The sequence below is a fragment of the Bradyrhizobium sp. 63_E2_N1_3 genome (genome assembly GCF_052076005.1).
GTDB lineage: Bacteria > Pseudomonadota > Alphaproteobacteria > Rhizobiales > Xanthobacteraceae > Bradyrhizobium > Bradyrhizobium barranii.
Genome location: NZ_CP197235.1, coordinates 6,811,744 through 6,832,722, shown reverse-complemented (window position 1 = coordinate 6,832,722; position 20,979 = coordinate 6,811,744). Strand labels below are relative to the sequence as shown.

The following is a 20,979-nucleotide window of genomic DNA, read 5'->3' as shown; positions in this document are numbered from 1 at the left end:
TACAGAAATATCTTGCATGACGTAATTTTTGTTATATATTGCCTCCCAATAAACGGGAGGATGCGCATGTATACCCAGGCGCTGAATACGGCCGAGACTGACGATCGCGGTCTCGAGGATGCGGCGAAGGCTGCGCAGTTCCAGGCCCGCATTGATGCCGAGGAGCGCATCGAGCCGAACGACTGGATGCCGGCGGCCTATCGCAAGACGCTCACCCGCCAGATCTCCCAGCACGCCCATTCCGAAATCGTCGGCATGCTGCCTGAGGGCAACTGGATCACGCGCGCGCCGACCTTGCGCCGCAAGGCGGCGCTGCTGGCCAAGGTGCAGGACGAGTGCGGCCACGGGCTCTATCTCTATGCCGCCGCCGAGACGCTCGGTACGTCGCGCGAAGAGCTGGTCGACGCGATGCTCACCGGCAAGGCCAAATATTCCTCGATCTTCAATTATCCGACGCTGACCTGGGCCGACATCGGCACCATCGGCTGGCTGGTCGACGGCGCCGCGATCATGAACCAGATCCCGCTGTGTCGTTGCTCCTATGGCCCGTACGCACGCGCGATGATCCGCGTCTGCAAGGAGGAGTCCTTCCACCAGCGCCAGGGCTACGAGATCATGCTGACGCTGTGCCGCGGCTCGGATGAGCAGAAGGCGATGGCGCAGGACGCGCTGAACCGCTGGTGGTGGCCGGTGCTGATGATGTTCGGTCCGCCCGATGCGACGAGCCAGCACAGCGACACATCGACGAAGTGGAAGATCAAGCGCTTCTCCAATGACGAGCTGCGCCAGAAGTTCGTCGATGCCACCGTGCCGCAGGCGCAATATCTCGGCCTCGCCATCCCCGATCCCGGCATGACGCGGGACGCCGAAGGGCACTGGCGCTACAGCGAGATCGACTGGACCGAATTCAAGCAGGTGCTCGCCGGCAACGGCCCGTGCAACCGCGATCGGCTTGCCGCGCGTCGCAAGGCGCACGATGAGGGCGCCTGGGTGCGCGAGGCGGCAGCTAGCTATGCCGCAAAGCGCGCGCAGCGTCAGACCGCACAAGCCGCGGAATAAGGAGATCACGATGGCCACGCCGAACACACCGCTGTGGGAAGTCTTCATTCGCAGCCGCAACGGGCTCGCGCACAAGCATGTCGGCTCGCTGCATGCGAATGACGCCACCATGGCCCTGCAGGCCGCGCGCGACATCTACACCCGCCGCGGCGAGGGCCTGTCGATCTGGGTCGTGCCGTCGACCGCGATCACCGCGAGCGATCCCGCCGAGAAGGGCATGATGTTCGAGCCAGCGGAATCGAAGATCTACCGGCATCCGACGTTCTACGAGGTGCCTGAGGAAGTGGGGCACATGTGATGCTTGTGGCCAACATCCAGGTCTCCGAAACGCCGCTGGTGCTCTACGCGTTGCGCCGCGCCGACGATGCGCTGATTCTCGGTCATCGTCTGTCGGAATGGTGCGGACATGCGCCGATGCTGGAAGAGGACATGGCGCTCTCCAACATCGCGCTCGATCTGATCGGCCAGGCGCGTGAACTCTACACCTACGCAGCCAAAGCCGAAGGCAAGGACAACAACGAGGACAAGCTCGCCTATTTGCGCGACGTCAGGCAGTACCGCAACCTGCTGCTGGTCGAACAGCCGAATGGCGACTTTGCCCAGACCCTGGTGCGGCAGTTCTTCTATTCCGCCTTCGCCGACCTCTATTGGCGCGCGATGATGAATTCGCGCGATACGACGCTCGCGGCCATTGCCGCCAAGTCCGAGAAGGAGAGCGCTTATCATCTGCGCCACGCCTCGGAATGGATCATTCGGCTTGGCGACGGTACCGGCGAGAGTCACGCCAGGGCGCAGGCCGCGATCGATCATCTCTGGGCCTTCACCGGAGAGATGTTTGCCGTCGACGAAGGCGAACGCGCTTTGATCCATGCCGGCATCGCTGTGGATCCCGGCACCTTGCGCGGCCGCTGGCTGACAACGTTGTCTGACGTCGTTGGTGAAGCAACGCTCAGGTTGCCGCAGAATGACTGGATGCAGCAGGGCGGCCGCGTGGGCCGCCACAGCGAGCATCTCGGTCATCTCCTGTCCGAGCTTCAGTCGATGCAGCGTACATTTCCGGGGCAGACATGGTGACGGTGCTCGAGCGCGACAGCGAGCTGCGCCGGCGCGCCTGGGATGCCGCGGCGAGCGTCGTTGACCCTGAAATCCCGGTGCTGACCATCGCCGATCTCGGCGTGCTCCGTGATGTCGTTCTCGATGGCGATCATGTCGAGGTCGCGATCACCCCGACTTACTCGGGCTGCCCGGCCATGAACATGATCGCGTTCGAGATCGAGCTTGCGTTGGAACGCGCCGGTTTTCGCCAGCCGAAAGTGCGCACCGTGCTGTCGCCGGCCTGGACCACCGACTGGATGAGCGAAGAGGGGCGCCGCAAGCTGCACGCCTACGGCATCGCGCCACCGCAGGCGTCAAGCTCTCGCCGCGCGCTGTTCGGCGAGCAGGCCGTTGCGTGCCCGCAATGCGGCTCTGACAAGACCGAGCTTCTGTCCGAATTCGGCTCGACCTCCTGCAAGGCGTTGTGGCGCTGCAAGGCCTGCCGCGAACCCTTCGATTATTTCAAGTGTCATTGATCATGTCCGCAGCCGCACCGCGCTTTCATCGCCTGACCGTCAACGACCTCCGCCGCGAGGCGGCCGACGCGGTGTCGATGACCTTTGCGGTCCCCGGCGAACTCGCGGGCGATTACGCTTTCGCGCCCGGCCAGTACCTCACGCTCCGCACCATGCTCGATGGCGAGGAAGTCCGGCGCTCCTATTCGATCTGCTCGGGTCCTGACGATGGCGAGATCCGCATTGCCGTGAAGAAGGTCGATGGCGGAGCATTTTCGAACTGGGCGGCGGATGAACTCAAATGCGGCGACGAGCTCGACGTCATGACGCCGACCGGACGCTTCGGCGTGATCCCGCCGGCAGATAGCGGACGCATCCATGTCGGCTTTGCCGCAGGCTCCGGCATCACGCCGATCCTGTCGATCGTCAAGGGCGTGCTCGCGCGCGAGGCGGACAGCCGCTTCTTCCTGTTCTACGGCAACCGCGCCACCGACAACATCATGTTCCTGGAGGCACTCGAGGAGCTCAAGGACCGCTTCATCGATCGCCTCTCGATCTTCCACGTCATCTCCGGCGAGGAGCAGGACATCCCGATCCTGCATGGCCGACTCGATGGCGACAAGGTGAGGGTGTTGCTGCGCTCGCTGGTGCCGGCCGCGAGTGTCGATCATATCTTCATCTGTGGCCCCCTTGGCATGAGCGAGGAGATCGAGGCGACCTGCCGCGATCTCGGTATCGCGGAAGAGCGCATCCACGTGGAGCGCTTCGTCTCCGAATTCGGCGGCAAGCCGCGACCGAAGAAGATCGTTGCACCCGACGCGCCGCCGAAGGCGATCGCCTCGCTGATCATCGACGGCAAGCGCCGCGACGTGCCGGTCGCCGAAGATGAGGCGATCCTCGATGCCGCGCTGCGCGCCGGCGTCGATCTGCCCTTCGCCTGCAAGGGCGGCATGTGCTCGACCTGCCGCGCCAAGCTGGTCGAGGGCGAGGCGCCGATGGACGTCAACTATTCGCTGGAGCCCTGGGAGTTGAAGGCCGGCTTCGTCCTTACCTGCCAGGCGAAGCCGTCGTCGGAGCGGGTCGTGGTCGATTACGATCACGTTTGACAGTTATGGCCGGGCAGCAGAGCATTATGGCCAAACATTTGGCCGGGAGAAGCGCGTGAACGTCAAAGCCAACCTGTCGCCCGAGGATGTTGCCCGCGCCTGCGCCGACGCGATGTGGGCGGAGGATGATGCCTCCAAGGGTCTCGGCATGGAGATCGTCGAGATTGGTCCGGGCTTTGCGACGCTGGCGATGAATGTGCGGCCGGACATGGTCAACGGCCAGCGTATCGCCCATGGCGGCTTCATCTTCACGCTGGCCGATTCCGCCTTCGCCTTTGCCTGCAATTCGCACAATGAACGTGTCGTGGCGGCACAGGGCCAGATCACCTTCATCAAGCCGGGCAGGCTTGATGACCGCCTCGTTGCAAAAGCGCGCGAGGTCAGCCGTGGCGGACGCTCAGGCATCTACGACGTGCGCGTGACAGCGGGCGACACCGTCATCGCGGAATTCCGGGGGCATTCGCGTGTCATTCCCGGCACGTGGCTGCCGACGCAAGAACCGTAAGACTCCAATAAAAAGAACCAACCAATGTGGGGAAACGAGGATGGCTCTGACGAGGCTCAAGGAAGGTGGCAACGCCTATCGCGCCGAGATGGACGCGCATGAGCGCGCGTCGCGTGACGAGATCATGGCGCTGCAAACGCAGCGGCTGGCCTGGTCGCTGAAGCACGCCTACGACAACGTCGCGCATTACCGCCAGGCCTTCGACAAGGCCGGCGTGCATCCGTCCGACTTTCGCGAACTCTCCGATCTCGCAAAATTCCCGTTCACCGTGAAGACGGATCTGCGCGACAATTATCCCTTCAACATGTTCGCCGTGCCGCGCGAAAAGCTGGTGCGCGTGCATGCCTCCTCCGGCACCACGGGAAAGCCGATCGTGGTGGGCTATACGCAGCGCGACATCGACACCTGGTCGGAGGTGATGGCACGCTCGATCCGCGCCGCCGGCGGCCGCACCGGCATGATCATCCACAACGCCTATGGCTACGGCCTGTTTACCGGCGGATTGGGTGTGCACTACGGCGCGGAAAAACTTGGTTGCACCGTGGTGCCGATCTCCGGCGGCATGACCGAGCGGCAGGTGCAACTCATCAACGACTTCCGACCCGACATCATCACGGTGACGCCGAGCTACATGTTGGCGATCCTCGACGAGTTCAAGCGCCAGAAGCTCGACCCGCGCCAGTGCTCGCTCAAGGTCGGCATCTTCGGCGCCGAGCCCTGGACCAATGCGATGCGCGGGGAGATCGAGGACGCCTTCGATATGGATGCAACCGATATCTATGGCCTCTCGGAGGTGATCGGTCCAGGCGTTGCGCAGGAATGCATCGAGACCAAGGACGGTCTGCACATATGGGAGGACCATTTCTATCCCGAGGTGATCGATCCCGAAACCGGCGCGGTGCTGCCGGACGGCGCGAAGGGCGAACTGGTCTTCACCTCGCTGACCAAGGAAGCCTTCCCGGTGATCCGCTATCGCACCCGGGACCTGACGCGGCTGCTGCCGGGCACGGCGCGGCCGGGCATGCGGCGCATGGAGAAGGTGACGGGCCGCTCGGACGACATGATCATCCTGCGCGGCGTCAATCTGTTCCCGACCCAGATCGAGGAGGTGCTGCTCGCGACCGACTGGTGCGGCGGTCACTTCATCATGGAGCTGACCCGCGAAGGCCGCATGGACGAGCTGACCATCATCGCCGAGGCGCGCCCGGAGAGCTGGGACGGCCGCGGGCTGGTCGATCATGCCGACCGCATTTCGACCCACATCAAGAACACCATCGGAATCAGCTCCAACGTGCGGGTGGTCGCCCCCGCCACGCTGGAGCGCTCGCTGGGCAAGGCCAAGCGCCTCTACGACAAGCGGCCGAAGGACTAGCTGTCGCTCCTCATGGTGAGGAGCGCCGAAGGCGCGTCTCGAACCATGAAGGCCCGGATGCTGCAGCGCGGGCCTGTATCCTTCGAGACGCCGCTCGCGCGACTCCTCAGGATGAGGGGAGGCGGTTGACTTGACCGGTCCCAAAGGCGACAAGGCCCGCGAGAAATCGTGGGTCTTTCGATGTCACCAGCCGATTGCAAAACCGTCGAAGCGCGCTGCGTCCGCCTCAATGCCAAGGCCGATAATGCTGCGGCGATCGCGCCGCTGATCGAGCGTCATCTACTCACGCGCGGTCCGAAGGATCTCCTGATCGAGATAAGGGCCGCCGCCGTCAACCCCTCCGATGTGAAGGCTGCGACCGGGCTGATGCCCTATGCGGTCTTCCCCCGCACGCCCGGCCGCGATTATGCCGGCGTGGTGATTGACGGACCGGCCGATACGATCGGCCGCGAGGTGTTCGGCTCCTCCGGCGATCTCGGCATCCGCCGCGACGGCACCCATGCCAGCCATCTCGTCGTCGAAGCCGACGCCGTGGTGGAGAAGCCGAAGACGGTGTCCTGGGAGGAGGCCGCCGGCATCGGCGTGCCTTTCGTCACCGCAATGGAAGGCTTTCGCCGCGCCGGCATTCCGAAGCCCGGCGAGACCGTGCTGGTGTTCGGCGTCAACGGGAAGGTCGGTCAGGCCGCGGTCCAGATCGCGACGTGGCAGGGCGCGCGCGTTATCGGCGTGGTGCGCAAGGCGGAAGCCTATGAGGGCCATGCCAACGCAGCCATCGAGGTGATTGACGCCTCGGCGACCGATGTCGCCACGCGCGTACGCGAACTGACCGGCGGCAAGGGGGCCGACATCGTCTTCAACACGGTCGGCGATCCCTATTTCCAGGCCGCGCACAAGTCGCTCGGATTGCGCGGCCGCCAGATCCTGATCGCCGCGATCGACCGCATCGTGCAGTTCAACATCCTCGAATTCTACCGCGGGCAACACACCTATGTCGGCATCGACACGCTCGGGCTGTCCTCGGCCGCGACCGGCGCGGTGCTGCGCGACCTCGGCCCCGGCTTTGCGAGCGGGCACCTGAAACCGTTCCCGATCAAGGCGAATGCCGTCTATCCGCTGGAGCGCGCCAAGGAGGCCTATGTCGCGGTCGCCGGTTCGTCGCGGGATCGCGTGATCCTGAAGCCTTGACCATGGACTCGTCCACCCAACTCGTCATCCTCGCCGGCCTCATCATCGGGCTCATCTATGGCGCCGTGGGCCTGCTCAGCGGCTTCTGCCTGATGAGCAGCATGCGCGGCTGGCTGGCCGAAGGAGACGGGCGGCTGGTGCGGACCTTTGCGATGGCGATTGCTGTTGCGGTTGCTGCGAGCCAATTCCTTGCCGGTAGCGGCATGGTCGATCTCGGCAAGTCGATCTATCTGCAACAATCCTTTTCAGTGCCGGTGCTGTTCCTCGGCGGCCTGTTGTTCGGCTACGGCATGGTGTTGTCGAACGGCTGCGGCTCGCGGGCGCTGGTGCTGCTCGGCCGCGGCAATCTCCGCTCCTTCGTCGTCGTGATCGTGCTCGCCATCGCCGCGCAGATGACGCTCAAGGGCTTGATCGCGCCGGCGCGCATTGCGCTGGTTCAGGCCTCGCAAACGACCGTCAACGCCAATTCGCTGCCGTCACTGTTGGCGACGCTCGGTCCCGGCGAAGCGGCCTCGCGTGCGCTGAGCGCTGCTATAATCGTCGTTGCGCTGATCCTGTTTGCGTTCGCGCACCCGGCGTTCCGGCGTTCGCCCGGCCAGATTGCAGCCGGCGTCGTCGTCGGCCTCCTGGTCGCCAGCGGCTGGTTCGTCACCGGCTATCTTGGTGCCGACGATTTCAATCCCGTCCCGGTGACCTCGCTGACCTTCGTCGCGCCGATCGCCGATAGCCTGCAGTATGCCATGCTCTCGACCGGTCTGACGCTCAATTTCGGCATCGCCACCGTGGCCGGCGTTCTCGCCGGCAGCCTTGTCACCGCGCTCGCCACAGGCCGTTTCCACCTCGAAGGTTATTCCTCGCCGCGCCACATGCTGCGGTCTGCCGGCGGCGCCGCGCTGATGGGGATCGGCGGCGTGATGGCGTTCGGCTGCTCGATCGGGCAGGGGCTCACCGGCGTATCGACGCTCGCTCTGGGCTCGTTCGTCGCGGTCGCCGGCATCCTGCTCGGCACGACGGCCGGCCTGCGCGGCGCACTGCGGGTTCAGCCGCTCGCGGTGGCCTGACCGCGCAGCAGCCGGTCGCCCAGCGTCGCAAGACCGATGCCGGTGACGATCAGTCCGGCCGCGACAGCAAGACTCATGTCGATTGGCTCGCCCAGCAGGATCGCAGCACTGGCGATACCGACGAGCGGCGTCCCGGTGGTGCCGAGCGACGTCGTCAGGGCCGAGATGCTCTTGTTGACCATCGACATCGCCCAATAGGCCAGCGCCGTTCCGATCAGGCCGGAATACAGGAAAAGCAGCACGAGCTTCCACGACCATTCCGCGTGCGGCGGGCCTTCCGTGATAACAGCCGATCCCGTCAGTACGATCGTCGCCACGAGCACCTGCCAGAGCAGGAGCTGGAGCGGCGATGCAATCCAGCGATGCGCGCTCATATAGATGATGTTCGCGGCCCAGGACATCGCGGCCAGGACGACCATGCCGGCCCCGAGCAGGACGTTGGTATTGGTCCAATCGATCGACGTGGGGTTCAGGATCACGGCAAGGCCGATCAGCCCGAGCAAGGCGCCGGCGAGCTTGGGCGCCGTCAGCGTATCCTTCCCCAGCAAGGGCGCGGCGATCGCGACCCAGAGCGGCGTGGTGTAGCCGAGCACGATTGCCTTGCTCGCGGGCAGGAAGCGCACACCGGCCGCAACCAGGACCGAGAACACCGTCATGTGCAGCAGTGCGACGCTCAGGATCGCCGGAATGTCGCGCCGCTCCGGGATCATCAGATTGTTGCTCAGCCCGAGGATCACGAACAATCCGGCCAGCGCGATCCAGCTCCGGATCGCCGAAGTCCATAGTGGCGGAAGGAACTGGACGAGTTGCTTCGTCACCGACCAGTTCACGCCCCAGGCCAGCACGACGATCAGGAACAGGCCGACGGCCGCGCGGGAGGAGAGGGAGTTCATCGCAAAATCCTTGAAGCAGTCCAGTCCGGCGGATAGCATCCGGATTGGCACCTGAAAAAGTGCCAGATCGGAAAGGAATTAGGTGCCAGTTTCGGAAGGTGTGATCTCCGCCCTGATCGAGCTGAAGCGGACCGACGACGAGGGGCTGACGGCGCAACTGACGAGCCAGCTGCGAGACCTGATCGCGACCGGTCGACTCGGCAAAGGCCGCGCGCTGCCGTCGAGCCGCCGGCTTGCGAGCGATCTCGGCGTCTCGCGCAACACCGTCACTTATGCCTTCGAGCAGCTCGCCGCCGAGGGATATCTCGAGGCGTCGCACGGTCGTCGTCCCATGGTCACGGTCGACGGCGGCCGTAACGAAGAGACGGGTGCCGTCGCACCGAGCGTCCGCTCTGGTAAGCCGCGGCTCTCACCCTGGGCGTCGAAGCTCAAGCAGACCGACTGGCCGATGTCCTATCAGGCGCCGCTAAAACCCTTGCGTCCGGGGCAAGGAGATGCGCGGGAGTTTCCGAACGAAGTGTGGGCCCGCTGCCTGCGCCGCAGCGCGGTGCGCGCAGCTAAGCGCGAGCTTGGACCGGTCAATCGGACGCGCCTGCGCCAGGCGCTGGCGCATTATCTGGCCGCCAGCAGGGGCGTCCGCGCCACCGCAGACCAGATCCTGATCCTGCCGAGCGCGCAGGCCGCGCTGACCCTGATTGCAGCTGCGCTCATCACGCCCGGCGACGATGTCTGGGTCGAGGACCCCGGCTATCCCGGCGCTGCGGCGGCTTTCCGCGCCTCCGGCGCGCGCGTGATGGGAATGAAGCTGGACGAGCAGGGCATGCAGCGGATGCCGGGACTGGCCGCGCCAAAGCTCATCTTCATGACGCCCTCGCATCAGCATCCGACCGGGCGGCTGATGTCGCTCGCGCGCCGCACTGAATTCCTGGGCATGAGCAGGCCAGGCGAGACCTGGATCGTCGAAGACGATTACGACGGCGAATTCCATTATGACAGCCGGCCGGTGCCGGCCTTGCAGGGGTTAGACGCCCACGGCCGCGTGTTCTATGTCGGAACGTTCTCGAAGGCGATGACGTCGGATATCCGGCTCGGCTATGTCGTCGCGCCACCAGGGCTGGTCGGCACCCTTGAGATCGCACAGCGACACGTCGGGCTGATCGCCTCCAGCCACATCCAGGAAGCGCTGGCGGAGTTCATCGCAGACGGGCATTTTCTCGCGCATCTGCGCCGGATGCGACGGCTCTATCACGCGCGCCGCGATCACCTCGTCGAGGGACTGGAGCGCCATCTGGGCGAAGTTCTCTCCGCTGAAGTGCCCTCGGGCGGCATCCAACTGGTCGCTCGCCTCAAGCGCGGTCGCGCCGATCAGGCGGCGGTGCAACGGCTGGTCGAGGCAGGCGTCGAAACACGGGCCCTGTCCAGCCTGGCGCTCGGCCGTCCACGCGACCATGGCCTGCTGCTCGGCTTCGCCGCCTGGCGCGAGAATGAGATCAGCGCGGCGGTGCGGACGATGGCGTCGTGCTTCTAGAGCAGCCGCGCTAGCGCGGTACTCCATCGATGTAAATTCGACGGGAAATCTTGCTCCACCCCGGGTTCATACGAACGCCGGCCTTCGGGGGCTTTCTAAGAAACTCCGCCACGTCGTCGAGCGCGCGAAAGCAGACGGCATCAACGTTCTTTCCGAAGTGGAAGTAGTGGTACTGGCCATCTGCATCGGGCTCGGCGCGCTGCGTAGGCGAACCGCTGGAATCGAATTTCTCGATTCGGGTTACTGGCAAGGCATTCTCTCTCGTTAGATGCCGGCGATGGCGCGGCGGTAGATTGAAGACGGCGATCGCGGAATGCACCGTGGCCGTGCTGCCACGAGCAGAAAAAAGGCTCTATTTTTCCTCGACAATACAATCTGGTTGTGTGTTTACGATCGAAAACGATATAGATCCGTCGGCCTTGGCGAATAGGTCTTTGCCCAACGACCAACCAGCACAATCTGGCTTTGGTCCGAAAATCGAAGGGTTGCCGAGTGCTTCTGTCAGTTTGTCGCGGATAATCCCGGACGATTGCTCAGTTGTGAAAAAGAGCAATGCTCGAATCTTTCTGTCCTTCAGATTCTTCGGCCGATCAAAAAAATACGTAACTTCCCTGAACGTGGCGTGGTCTAATTTAATCGACCAATATGAGGCAACGTTCTTTGTAACTTTTTCCTCTGGATAGTTACCAAGAATGGCTTCAGGACTGTCGCCGATCTTCACTTTGCTCAAACCAATGGGATAAGGGTTGCCCACCGAGAATACGTTGTTGATCTGGGCTGCTTTGAGCTCGAGCTTGGCCTTCGCAGTGTCTTCAGTCGCCTTCTTGAGCTGTTCCCTTAACGCCGCAACTTCTTGCGTTTGGCTTCGCGCCGACGAGACTTCATTTTGAAGCGATGCTGTCATCGTCGGAAAGATCACGGTCTGCGCAAAGATCAGCGCGGCAGCGCCGCTGCCGATTGCGATGACAACTGGATGATCTTGCCACTTTTTTGTGTCGTCAGGCGTCGGCATCAACTGTAACCTTGGCTCGGCTTGTCATCGTTGGGTGCCTTCCATCCGTTCATCTCATCGTGGAGCAGGAAATCGAGGTCGTCGGTGTTAGGCGCCCGAACGATGGCGGGAGTCCAGTGATACCGCTCGACCAGGTAGAACCAGACGGCCTCGAGTCCCCATCGATCGTACTTGTGTTTCTGCGCAAGGTGATCACCGAAGCAGTCGATCAGGTGCTGGATCTCGGCTTGCGATTTTCGGAGGCTCCGGTTGATCTTCCGTCCCTCGCTGTCTGTCGTCATTCGTTCCCTCATGAATCGATTCGCGGGCGATGAGGATGGCACTCTCGCCGCTAGTGGTGGAGCGAACGATCGCTTTTCGCGACTCTATTCACAGGGAGTCCGTCGTCCGATCGCCGAGTGGGCGGTGGCTGTGCTTCCCTAAAGCCCCGGCTTGATCTCTCTAGTCACATTCATCGTCTTGAGCGTCTCGCCTTCATCGGCGAGCTTGATCCGTAGAGTGAATGTGATGTCAACGCCATTGATAGGCCAATCGTCTTTTTCGTCGGTTACGCCGGATACGGTTCCCTTCATGGTAGCTGAATTCTTTGGAGCAATGACCCCCATCGATTTGAGGCTCAGGGACGTACTGAGCTTCTCTACATTTTGACGCGAGCCCGACAGATAGAGATCACCATGTTCGAGTAGATGGAGGGCGGTGATGTCTTGCGGCACGATGTTGATGTCCCCACGATTGAAAATGTAGATCGTGAGGTCGGCGCTTCTCGCCTTGCTATTGGGGGCGACTTGCACATCGACGATCGGTGACTTCTCAAGAAGTTCGCGCTGGTCTTTTGCCGCGCTGAGGTCGTAGGAGCGCTTCGTAAAAAGCAGGCTGCCGCCGGAGATTATCAGCGCAATGGTCGAGACCACGGCGGCGTAATGCGCCGTTGAAAATGTGCTCTTCAATGACGGACCGCTGGGGGGGCCGGTTTTCTCCATGTTTAGGTCTCTCACTTTTGTGGTGGTTTCGACCAATCTACCGGCCCGCTCCGAAGCAGGAGGCCGACGCGGCGACGTTGAGCGTCAACGGTTTCACCGGAGACCCAAACGTATAGGCGCGATCGTCGCCGCGATTGCCGGAGCGATTGATCCGCCTTCACAAAGAAGGTCAATCGGAGAGAGTTGCTCTCCGGTATTTCTGCAGGCGGAGTGATCACAATCGACCGACATCCCTCTGGGAGTTCAATCGATCGGTCGTAGATCATGATCGCTTTTACGGAGTCTTCGTCTGTGTAGGCGTACCCACCAAGGCCAAGCGGCCACAAGACGCGGAGGCGTCCTATCCGGATCGGTGAGGCTGTCCAGCTCCTCAAATTCAACTTGGCCCACCGCACATTCCGGCGATCGACTCCATCGGTAATGACCTGCCCCTGCCGATTTCCTCCAGTTGAAGTTAGAGTCCGGCCTTCTGAAGGACGGACAGATGAAGCGAGCCAGGTTTACGGAAGAGCAGATTATTGGCGTGCTGCGTGAGCATGAGGCGGGTGCGAAGGCTGCCGATTTGGCGCGGAAGCATGGCGTCTCTGAAGCGACGCTGTACAATTGGAAGGCGAAGTTCGGCGGTCTGGACGTCTCCGATGCCAAGCGGTTGCGGCAACTCGAGGACGAGAACGCCAAGCTGAAGAAGCTGCTGGCCGAGCAGATGCTGGATGCTGCAGCGCTACGCGAGCTTTTGTCAAAAAAATGGTAGGGCCCGTCGCCAAGCGCGAAGCCGTCGCGCACCTGCAGGCCGTCATGGGTCTGGCGGAGCGGCGGGCCTGCGGCATCGTCGGCGCTGACCGCAAGATGGTTCGGTACCGATCGTGCCGACCGCCGGACACCGAACTACGCGGCCACTTGCGCGAGCTTGCTAATGCCCGTCGGCGGTTCGGCTACCGCCGGCTGTTCGTGCTGCTTCGCCAGCAGGGCGAGCCGTCCGGGCGGAACCGGATCTACCGTCTGTATCGAGAGGAAGGCCTCAGCGTGCGCAAGCGCCGGGCCCGCCGCCGCGCCGTGGGCACCCGAGCGCCGATACTGGTCGAGGCTCGGCCGAACGCCCGGTGGTCGCTGGATTTTGTCCACGACCAGTTCGCCAGCGGCCGTCGCTTCCGGGTCCTGAATATCGTCGATGACGTGACCCGGGAATGTCTGGCGGCCATCCCCGACACCTCGATCCAGGGGCGGCGGGTGGCACGCGAACTGACGGCGCTGATCAATCAGCGCGGCAAGCCGGGCATGATCGTCTCCGACAACGGCACCGAGTTCACCTGCAATGCCATGCTGGCCTGGTCGGAGGAGAACAAGATCGACTGGCACTTCATTGCGCCGGGCAAGCCGATGCAGAACGGCTTCTGTGAAAGCTTCAACGGCCGGATGCGGGACGAGCTTCTCAACGAAACCTTGTTCTTCGGCCTCGATCACGCCCGCGCCAAGATTGCGGATTGGGTCGGCGACTACAACGGCCAACGCCCGCATTCCTCGCTCGGCTATCTGACCCCTGCGGCCTATGCCGCCTACCTCACCGCAACGTGCGATCGGCTGCGCAACCCCGACCAGCTCCGCCGATCGCACGTTGCTCACACCGCGCCAAACGGCGTAACATCCGCCGAGACTCTAACCGCTACTGGGTGAAACTTCAGGGGCAGGTCAGTAACCGTCAAGGTCGAACCTGCCGCTTTCTTCCGTTCGTAGTCGCGCCATCGAAAGAACAGGGTAACGGCTGTCGCGAAGGACAGTCCGGACGCGAGATACTTTAGCCACTCGAACATGCCTAGCGCGGTGTCGCTAGATGCGAGCATTGATCCAGTCCCAAATCTCCTTCGAGAGCCAGCCTTGGTGCTGCCCGTTCACGAGTTTGGTGACCATCAACCTGTCGTTGGTATCCATGTGGCCCCGAATGTCAGAGTCCAGCGCGTCGGCCGTGGAGGTTGATTGGATGAACCATACGGAGTCTAGACCCTCATCTTTGATATGGGGGTAGCGCGACATGTGATCGACAAGGTTCTGTCGAGCCTGCGCGTAGTTCGGCTTGTGCCTATTCAAATCCCAAGTCACCAAATAAACGCCCATCGGCAATCTCCCTGATTCGCGTGATGCGATCAGGATGCCGTGTCACCCGCATTAGGCGAACCTATTGTCGAAGTTATCCTTGTTACGCACAGGCCAGCGCGCCCCGGGTTTTTTGGTCTAGTCCCAATGTGGGCGCAACTTCGATCCTGCATTTGATAGGCAGTTCGAAACGACCGCGATCAGCGATCTCGACTTGCTTTCCCATCAGCGGCACCAAGCGGATGAGCCGTGCGGCTGTTTCGGGTACGGAGTATTTTCGCCAGGCTCCGGACAAGAAGAAAAATACTATCTTGGCCGTCTAGTCCACGACCTTCGTCACGATGCGGATCTCCGAGGTCAGCGTCCGGTGCACCGGACACTTGTCGGCGATCTCCATCAGCTTCTTGCGCTGCTCCGCATCGAGCGCGCCGTCGATCGCGATGTCGCGCTCGATCTGGTCGAGCATGCCATCGCGCGTCTCGCACTCCGCGCAGTCCTTGGCGTAGATCTTGGAGTGCTTCAGCGTGACCGTGACGCGATCGAGCGGCAGCGATTTGCGATCGGCATAGAGGCGCATGGTCATGGAGGTGCAGGCACCAAGGCCGGCCAGCAGGAAGTCATAGGGGCCGGGACCGGCATCCTCGCCGCCGGCCGCGATCGGCTCGTCCGCCACCAGATGATGCGGGCCGACGGTGATGGCCTGGTTGAACTTGCTCTTGCGGGTCTCCTGCACCACCACTCTGCGCGGCTCTTCCGCGAGATCCATCGCCTTCGCGGGCTTCGCGGTGTCGATGTAGCGGCTGGCCCAGGCCGTGATCACGTCGGCCGCGTAGAGGGCGTCGGCCGGCTTGCTCAGCAGGTGATCGGCGTGGTCGAGCGAGACGAAGCTCTTGGGGTGTTTTGCCGCAACGAAAATCTTGGTCGCATTGTCGATGCCGACGGTGTCGTCGACAGGGGACTGCATCACGAGCAGGGCCTTGTGCAGGCCGGTGATGTCCTTCATCAGTTCTTGCTCGGCGATGTCGTCGAGGAATTCGCGCTTGATCCGGAACGGACGTCCCGCGAGCGAGACCTCGACTTCGCCCTGCGCGCGGATGCTGTCGAGATGCTCGCTGAACAGACCTGTGACGTGCGCGGGATCGGACGGCGCCGCGATGGTCACGACAGCCTTGGCTTCCGGAATCCTTCCGGCGGCGGCGACGATCGCGGCACCACCGAGGCTGTGGCCGATCAGGATCGACGGCGCCGTGCGGACCTGGCGCAGATGATCGGCGGCGCGCAAGAGGTCGGCGACGTTGGAGGAGAACGTCGAATTGGCGAAATCGCCTTCGCTGGAGCCGAGCCCGGTGAAGTCGAAGCGCAGCACCGCAATGCCCTTGGCGGCGAGCGCGACCGAGATGCGTTTTGCCGCCAGCGTGTCCTTGCCGCAGGTGAAGCAGTGCGCGAACAGCGCGTAGGCTGCGGGCTCGCCATCGGGCAGCTCCAGCGCGGCGGCTAGTTGATGACCGCCTTCGCCGGTGAATTGAAAGCGTTCCGTCGGCATGGGCTTCCCCCGTCCTTGCGTGAACCTAATCGGCTGAATAACGCTGCTCGGCCCAGGGATCGCCGCGGTTATGATAGCCGCGGACTTCCCAGAAGCCCAGCGCGTCCTCGGTCAGGAACTCGATGGCCTGAAGCCATTTGGCGCTCTTCCAGAAATACAGATGCGGCACGACGAGCCGTACCGGGCCGCCGTGCTCTTCGGTCAGCGGCTGACCCGACCAGCTGTGGGCGAGCAGCGCGTCCTCGGCGGCAAAGTCTTCCAGCGTGAGGTTGGTGGTGTAGCCGTCATGGGAATGCAGGACCACGAAGCGCGCGTCCTCGCGCGGCTGGCAAGCCGCAAGCAGCTCGCGCGTGGCGAGGCCTTCCCACTCATTGTCGTAGCGAGACCAGGTGGTCACGCAGTGAATGTCGGAGGTGATCTGCGCCTGCTTCTGCGCCGCGAATTCGGCAAAGGTCCAGAACACGGGGGTCTCGATCGCACCGTAAACGTCGAGCCGCCAGCGCTCGCGCGAAACCGGCGGCACGACTCCGAGATCGAGCACCGGCCAGTCCTTGGTGAGATGCTGGCCCGGCGGTAGCCGCTGATCCTCCGGTCGCGTAACGCGGCCCGTGAGGAAGCGGCCTTCGCGCGCCCATTTCTCCTTGGTGCGCGTCAGCTTGCTGTCGGGCAGCTCGTTGTCGTCGGCCATGAGCTACTCGTGGCGATGCATCGCGGAGGCGTGCTTGGTGTCACGCATGGTGGAATAGATGATCAGCGACAGGCAGATGACGCCGGCGAGATAGTAGTAGAACCACTCCTCGTGCCCGATGCTCTTGAAATAGAGCGCGATCGCCGGCGCCGTGCCGCCGAAGATCGAGACCGTGATGGCGTAGGGCAGGCCGACACCGAGGGCGCGGACATTGGTCGGGAACAGCTCGGCCTTCACCACCGCGTTGATCGAGGTGTAACCGGCGACGAACAGCCACGCGCAGCAGATCAGAATGAAGGCCATGAACGGCGACTTGGTCTCCTTCAGCGTCATCAGCAGCGGCACGGTCGCGAGCGTACCGGCGACGCCGAAGAAGATCAGCAACGGTTTGCGGCCGATCTTGTCGGAGATCGCGCCGTAGATCGGCTGGAGGATGGTCGCGAAGATCAGCGTGCCGAAGATCACGAAAGTGGTCTGGTCCTCGGTCAGGCCGACCGAGAGCTTGACGAAGGTCTGCATGTAGGTGGTGAAGGTGTAGAACGCCGCGGTACCGCCGGCCGTGAGGCCGACCACCAGCAGCAGCTCGCGGGGGTAGCGCAGCAAATTGGTGATCGAGCCGGTCGGCTTCACCACCTTCTTGGCTTCCTCGAAGGCCTCGGTCTCGTGCAGATTGCGCCGCATCACTGCGGCAAAGATCGCCAGCGCCGCGCCGATCGCAAACGGGATGCGCCAGCCCCAGGCCTTGAGCTCCTCCGGCGTGAGGAAGACCTTTTGCAGGAGCAGCAGCACGATGATCGCGGTGAGCTGGCCGCCGATCAGGGTGACGTATTGAAAGCTCGAATAGAAGCCGCGATGCTTGGGATCGGCGACCTCGCTGAGATAGGTCGCGCTGGCACCATATTCGCCGCCGAGGCTCAGGCCCTCGATGACGCGGGCGAGCGCCAGGATCACCGGCGCGGCGAAACCGATGGTCGCATAGGTCGGCGTCAGCGCGATGATCAGCGAGCCGAAGCACATGAAGACGACCGACAAGGTCAGCGAGATGCGCCGGCCGAAATGATCCGCGATGTAGCCGAACAGCCAGCCGCCCAGGGGGCGCATCAGGAAGGTCGCCGCGAACACCACGGCGACGTTCAATTGCTGGACGACGGGGTCGTTGCCAGGGAAGAAGGCCGGAGCGAAATAGAGCGCGAACGCCGTATAGGCGTAAAAATCGTACCACTCGACGAGATTGCCGATCGAGCCGATGAAGATCGCCTTGATCCGCCGTTTGGCGTCGGCGATGTCGATGTCGATGTGATCAGAGGCCGGTAGGGTTGCTTGCTCTGTCACGTCCGGCCTCTCTCCGTTGGTCTTGGAAAGGCCTACATCGCCTTTCCGAACAGAAATGGCAACTGGCGGGGGCCTCTCACCGTGCCCTGTGACCAGGTCACCGTGCCTGCCGGATCGAGGGAGAAGTCCGGGATCCGCTTCAGCCATTCCTCCAGCGCAACCTGCATCTCCATGCGTGCAAGGTTGGAACCGACGCAGCGGTGGATGCCGAGGCCGAAGGCGGCATGGCGATTCTCCCGGCGGTCGATCACGACTTTGTCAGCGTCCGGAAACATCTTGGGGTCGCGGTTGGCGGCCGGGAACGACAGCAGCACCATGTTGCCCGCCTTGACCGGGCAGCCCGAGATCGTGGTCTCCTTGACCACCTCGCGGGCCATGGTCACCGGCGAATAGGCCCGCAGCAGCTCCTCCACGGCGATCGGGATCAGCCCGGGCTCGGCGATCAGCCGTTCGCGGTCGGCCGGCGTCCGGGCGAGATGCCAGAGCGAGGAGCCGATCGCACTCCAGGTGGTGTCGATGCCGGCGATCAGGAGCAGCCGCAGCGAACCCAGCACATGGGACTCTTCCAGCGGCTGGCCTTCCTTGTCCTTGGCGTTCATCAAATAGGAAATCAGGTCGTCGGTCGGCTTCGATCTGCGCTCCTCGATATGCGTCCTGAAATAGGCGCTCATCTCCTGCACGGCCTGGAGCAGCTTGCTCTCGTCCTTGATGCCGAGCTCGAGGATCATGTGGATCCAGTCGATGAACCGATCGCTGTCGCTCTCGGGAATGCCGAGCATGTGGGCGATAGCCTGAACCGGAATATATTTGCTGTAGCGCGCTGCGGCATCGACCTTGCCATCGGCGATGAACCCGTCGATCAGCTCGTTGCAGATCGCGCGCATCCGCGGTTCCAGCTTCTTCATCGCGTCCGGCGTGAAAGGCGGCAACAGCAATTGCTTGGCTGGCTTGTGTACGGGCGGGTCGGAGGTGATCGGCGGAGCGGCGTTCCTGGCGACTTCGGGTCGAACGTCACGGACGATGATGCGGCGCGAGGAGAAATGCTCGGTGTCGTTGGCGATCTCGCGCACCGCCTCATAAGTCGTCGGCATGTAGCAGCCGAGGAAGCGCTTTGTATGCACCACCGGGCTCGCGGAGCGAAGCTCCTCCCAGATCGAGAACGGATCCTCCGTCCATTGCGGATCGGTGTGGTCGAAATCGTTGACCCAGTCGGTGACGGGCGGGTGGGCGACAGGCTGGCTGACGTCGGACATGGCAGGAAATCCCTCGGGGCTCGTGTTCGCTAAAAGCACGCAAGCGGGCAGGGGCCGCGCTACTCCTCGATCACATCGATCGCAATTTCCGGGCAGTTGGATTTGGCAAGCCACGCCTTGTCTTCGAGACCGGGGGGCACGGTGCCGTCCCCGGCCTCATGGGCGTTGCCGTATTCGTCGAGCTCGAACAGCTCCGGCGCGAGCGCCTTGCAGCGCGCGTGGCCCTGGCATTTGTCGGGATCGACGTGAACCCTCAGTCGCTCTGTCATGGCGGCTTCCTCGGTCGTGTGCGCGGGGCCCGAAGGCCGCGCGATCCTCATGTCAATTTTATCGGCGGCATTTGCCGCCGCTTTAAGTTATATGCTATTACATTCGCGGCGGGCTTCCCCTGTCAAGCGCAAACTTATAGGCTTGACGTAACATGCGTTCACAACTCGTCCGTAAGCCGGAGAATACTTACCACCATGGCGATCTCCGTGACGCCTTGATCAAGGCCGCGCTGCGCGAGGCGGAGCAGGGCGGCGCCGAGGCGATCAGCATCAAGGCGCTTGCCAAACAGCTCGGCGTCTCGCAGCCGGCGCCGTATCGGCATTTTGCCGACCGTGATGCGCTGCTAACGGCGGTGACGGCGGAAGCGTTCCGGCAGCTCAGTGCACTTCTGCGCGAGGCGATGGCGAAGCCGTCGAAGCAATCGAAACTGTCGCGGCTGGCGCAGGCGACGCTCGATTTCGGTCTGCGCCGCAACGGCATCTATCGCCTGATGTTCGCTTCCCGCACCGTGTCATGCGCGGCAAAGGGCAGCGAGCTGCACGACGCCACGCGCGAGACTTTTGCGCTGGTGATCGAAGCCCTCGAGGCGCCGGCGGTCGGCTTCTTGCGCGAGCGGCAAGCGCTCAAGATCTGGGCGGCGTTGCATGGCGTGGTGATGCTGGCCGAGCAGGGCCTGTTCACCGGCGAGGCCGCGCATGCCACGCGCGAGGAACTGGTCGAGGACTTTGTGAACGAAACGAAGGCCGCGCTTGCTGCTGCGATCAAGGATGCGCGTCGTCGGAAAAAGGCCGGCGCCTAGGCCTTCGCTTTCAGCAGCCTCATCAACTTGTCGACCGCGCTGTCCGGGGTCGTCACGACCGGGCGGCCGGTGGCTTCGGCGACCAGCGGCGCGGTTGCCGCGATGCTGAATTGCGCGAGCGCAATGACGTCGCAATCGCGCAAGTCCTTTGAAGCCTCGACAATCAGCCTGTCGTGCGTGGCGCGATCGCCGCGATCGAGCGCCGCCAGCGCGCCCTCGGCGAGTTTCGGCACGACCTGGGCCGAGGCCGGAAACTCCGGTGGCATCGAGGCCAGTGTCGGCGGGAAGGTCGAGAGCAGGCCAATTCGCTTGCCCATGGTCACGGCCTGCTCGATCATCGCCTCGTTCGGCTTCAGCACGGGCATTGGCGCATGTGCGCGCGCGACGGCCTCGATGCAGGGGCCGAACGCCGAGCAGGTGAACAGGATTCCGTTCGCTCCCGTAGCTGCCGCATAGTCGCCGAGCGCGAGGAAGTGCTCGGTCATGGCATCGTTGAGCACGCCGTCGCGGGCCAGATCCGCCGACAGGCTGTCGTCGAGCAGGTTCATCAGCCGCGCCTCTGGCCACGCCTTCGCGAACGCAGCCTCGATCGGCGCGATGGAATGCTTGAGGGCGTGAATCAGGGCGATGCGCATCGGTGTCTCTTCTCCCTCTCCCCGTTCTTACGGGGAGAGGGTCGGGGTGAGGGGCTCTATCCACGTTGAAAGTGAGGGATGAATTCGCGGAGGCTCCCCCTCACCCGACCGCTGCGCGGT

The 20,979-nt window shown here is 63.3% G+C and carries 23 protein-coding genes and 1 pseudogene; 13 read left to right on the top strand and 11 right to left on the bottom strand.

What is annotated here, in order from left to right; genetic code table 11:
* Positions 1–66 precede the first annotated feature (66 nt).
* The 9 genes from paaA to AB7531_RS32485 all read left to right on the top strand — a co-directional run bounded on the left by paaA (position 67) and on the right by AB7531_RS32485 (position 7,838).
* On the top strand, positions 67–1,059 hold the full coding sequence (paaA, locus tag AB7531_RS32525; RefSeq protein ID WP_063986562.1) for a 1,2-phenylacetyl-CoA epoxidase subunit PaaA: 993 nt from the start codon (positions 67–69) through the stop codon (positions 1,057–1,059).
* 10 nt (positions 1,060–1,069) lie between these two features.
* Positions 1,070–1,357, top strand: coding sequence for a 1,2-phenylacetyl-CoA epoxidase subunit PaaB (gene paaB, locus AB7531_RS32520; protein WP_014496929.1), 288 nt, complete (start codon positions 1,070–1,072; stop codon positions 1,355–1,357).
* The gene (gene paaC / locus AB7531_RS32515) at positions 1,357–2,133 is read left to right on the top strand and encodes a 1,2-phenylacetyl-CoA epoxidase subunit PaaC (protein ID WP_063984731.1); all 777 of its coding nucleotides are present in this window, start codon (positions 1,357–1,359) and stop codon (positions 2,131–2,133) included. The genes paaB and paaC overlap by 1 nt, the downstream gene beginning before the upstream one ends.
* The gene (gene paaD / locus AB7531_RS32510; protein ID WP_063984730.1) at positions 2,127–2,630 is read left to right on the top strand and encodes a 1,2-phenylacetyl-CoA epoxidase subunit PaaD; all 504 of its coding nucleotides are present in this window, start codon (positions 2,127–2,129) and stop codon (positions 2,628–2,630) included. The genes paaC and paaD overlap by 7 nt, the downstream gene beginning before the upstream one ends.
* A 2-nt stretch (positions 2,631–2,632) precedes the next feature.
* Positions 2,633–3,715, top strand: coding sequence for a 1,2-phenylacetyl-CoA epoxidase subunit PaaE (gene paaE / locus AB7531_RS32505; protein WP_063984729.1), 1,083 nt, complete (start codon positions 2,633–2,635; stop codon positions 3,713–3,715).
* A 55-nt stretch (positions 3,716–3,770) separates the two neighbouring features.
* Entirely contained in the window at positions 3,771–4,220 is a 450-nt protein-coding gene (gene paaI, locus AB7531_RS32500) for a hydroxyphenylacetyl-CoA thioesterase PaaI (RefSeq protein WP_063984728.1), read from the top strand.
* A gap of 40 nt (positions 4,221–4,260) precedes the next feature.
* Positions 4,261–5,592, top strand: coding sequence for a phenylacetate--CoA ligase PaaK (gene paaK / locus AB7531_RS32495; protein WP_063984727.1), 1,332 nt, complete (start codon positions 4,261–4,263; stop codon positions 5,590–5,592).
* Between the two features lie 180 nt (positions 5,593–5,772).
* The gene (locus tag AB7531_RS32490; protein WP_063984726.1) at positions 5,773–6,777 is read left to right on the top strand and encodes a quinone oxidoreductase family protein; all 1,005 of its coding nucleotides are present in this window, start codon (positions 5,773–5,775) and stop codon (positions 6,775–6,777) included.
* Positions 6,778–6,779: 2 nt separating this feature from the next.
* Positions 6,780–7,838: a YeeE/YedE family protein gene (locus AB7531_RS32485; RefSeq protein WP_231144408.1), complete on the top strand. Its 1,059-nt coding sequence runs from the start codon at positions 6,780–6,782 to the stop codon at positions 7,836–7,838.
* Here AB7531_RS32485 and AB7531_RS32480 read toward each other — a convergent pair.
* Positions 7,817–8,731 carry a DMT family transporter gene (locus AB7531_RS32480; protein ID WP_063986561.1) on the bottom strand — a complete coding sequence of 305 codons (915 nt, stop codon included), beginning with the start codon at positions 8,729–8,731 and terminating at the stop codon, positions 7,817–7,819. The two genes, AB7531_RS32485 and AB7531_RS32480, sit on opposite strands and share 22 nt — an antisense overlap.
* 82 nt (positions 8,732–8,813) lie before the next feature.
* On the opposite strand from AB7531_RS32480, the gene pdxR reads away from it, so the two are divergent.
* Entirely contained in the window at positions 8,814–10,259 is a 1,446-nt protein-coding gene (pdxR, locus tag AB7531_RS32475; protein WP_063984725.1) for a MocR-like pyridoxine biosynthesis transcription factor PdxR, read from the top strand.
* A gap of 352 nt (positions 10,260–10,611) precedes the next feature.
* Here the strand turns inward: pdxR and AB7531_RS32470 are convergent, their stop codons facing one another.
* The 3 genes from AB7531_RS32470 to AB7531_RS32460 all read right to left on the bottom strand — a co-directional run bounded on the left by AB7531_RS32470 (position 10,612) and on the right by AB7531_RS32460 (position 12,251).
* Positions 10,612–11,271 carry a hypothetical protein gene (locus AB7531_RS32470; protein ID WP_231144410.1) on the bottom strand — a complete coding sequence of 220 codons (660 nt, stop codon included), beginning with the start codon at positions 11,269–11,271 and terminating at the stop codon, positions 10,612–10,614.
* Positions 11,271–11,552, bottom strand: a complete 282-nt coding sequence (locus AB7531_RS32465; protein ID WP_084795234.1) for a hypothetical protein — start codon at positions 11,550–11,552, stop codon at positions 11,271–11,273. Before AB7531_RS32465 ends, AB7531_RS32470 begins: the two co-directional genes overlap by 1 nt.
* Before the next feature lie 138 nt (positions 11,553–11,690).
* Positions 11,691–12,251 (bottom strand): hypothetical protein, encoded by a 561-nt coding sequence (locus AB7531_RS32460; RefSeq protein WP_063984723.1) that lies wholly within the window; start codon positions 12,249–12,251, stop codon positions 11,691–11,693.
* A gap of 484 nt (positions 12,252–12,735) precedes the next feature.
* Here AB7531_RS32460 and AB7531_RS32455 point away from each other — a divergent pair.
* Positions 12,736–12,888: pseudogene (locus AB7531_RS32455) on the top strand (transposase); the annotation flags it as partial.
* The gene (locus AB7531_RS32450; RefSeq protein ID WP_231142186.1) at positions 12,855–13,922 is read left to right on the top strand and encodes an IS3 family transposase; all 1,068 of its coding nucleotides are present in this window, start codon (positions 12,855–12,857) and stop codon (positions 13,920–13,922) included. The pseudogene AB7531_RS32455 and the gene AB7531_RS32450, both read left to right, overlap by 34 nt.
* Positions 13,923–14,075: 153 nt before the next feature.
* Here AB7531_RS32450 and AB7531_RS32445 read toward each other — a convergent pair whose 3' ends face one another.
* The 6 genes from AB7531_RS32445 to AB7531_RS32420 form a co-directional block, all read right to left on the bottom strand.
* Entirely contained in the window at positions 14,076–14,360 is a 285-nt protein-coding gene (locus tag AB7531_RS32445) for a hypothetical protein (RefSeq protein ID WP_231144411.1), read from the bottom strand.
* 298 nt (positions 14,361–14,658) lie between these two features.
* Positions 14,659–15,882, bottom strand: coding sequence for a bifunctional alpha/beta hydrolase/OsmC family protein (locus AB7531_RS32440; RefSeq protein WP_063984722.1), 1,224 nt, complete (start codon positions 15,880–15,882; stop codon positions 14,659–14,661).
* 25 nt (positions 15,883–15,907) lie between these two features.
* Positions 15,908–16,570 carry a sulfite oxidase-like oxidoreductase gene (locus AB7531_RS32435; RefSeq protein WP_063984721.1) on the bottom strand — a complete coding sequence of 221 codons (663 nt, stop codon included), beginning with the start codon at positions 16,568–16,570 and terminating at the stop codon, positions 15,908–15,910.
* A 3-nt stretch (positions 16,571–16,573) separates the two neighbouring features.
* Complete coding sequence (locus AB7531_RS32430) at positions 16,574–17,902, bottom strand: MFS transporter (protein WP_063984720.1); 1,329 nt, start codon at positions 17,900–17,902, stop codon at positions 16,574–16,576.
* Positions 17,903–17,934: 32 nt separating this feature from the next.
* Positions 17,935–19,155: a cytochrome P450 gene (locus tag AB7531_RS32425; RefSeq protein WP_063984719.1), complete on the bottom strand. Its 1,221-nt coding sequence runs from the start codon at positions 19,153–19,155 to the stop codon at positions 17,935–17,937.
* 59 nt (positions 19,156–19,214) lie between these two features.
* A complete protein-coding gene (locus tag AB7531_RS32420) occupies positions 19,215–19,424 on the bottom strand; it encodes a ferredoxin (protein ID WP_007607931.1) in 210 nt (69 codons plus the stop codon).
* A 152-nt stretch (positions 19,425–19,576) separates the two neighbouring features.
* On the opposite strand from AB7531_RS32420, the gene AB7531_RS32415 reads away from it, so the two are divergent.
* Entirely contained in the window at positions 19,577–20,224 is a 648-nt protein-coding gene (locus tag AB7531_RS32415; protein WP_063984718.1) for a TetR/AcrR family transcriptional regulator, read from the top strand.
* Here AB7531_RS32415 and AB7531_RS32410 read toward each other — a convergent pair.
* Positions 20,221–20,859: an aspartate/glutamate racemase family protein gene (locus tag AB7531_RS32410; protein WP_063984717.1), complete on the bottom strand. Its 639-nt coding sequence runs from the start codon at positions 20,857–20,859 to the stop codon at positions 20,221–20,223. The two genes, AB7531_RS32415 and AB7531_RS32410, sit on opposite strands and share 4 nt — an antisense overlap.
* Positions 20,860–20,979: the final 120 nt, after the last annotated feature.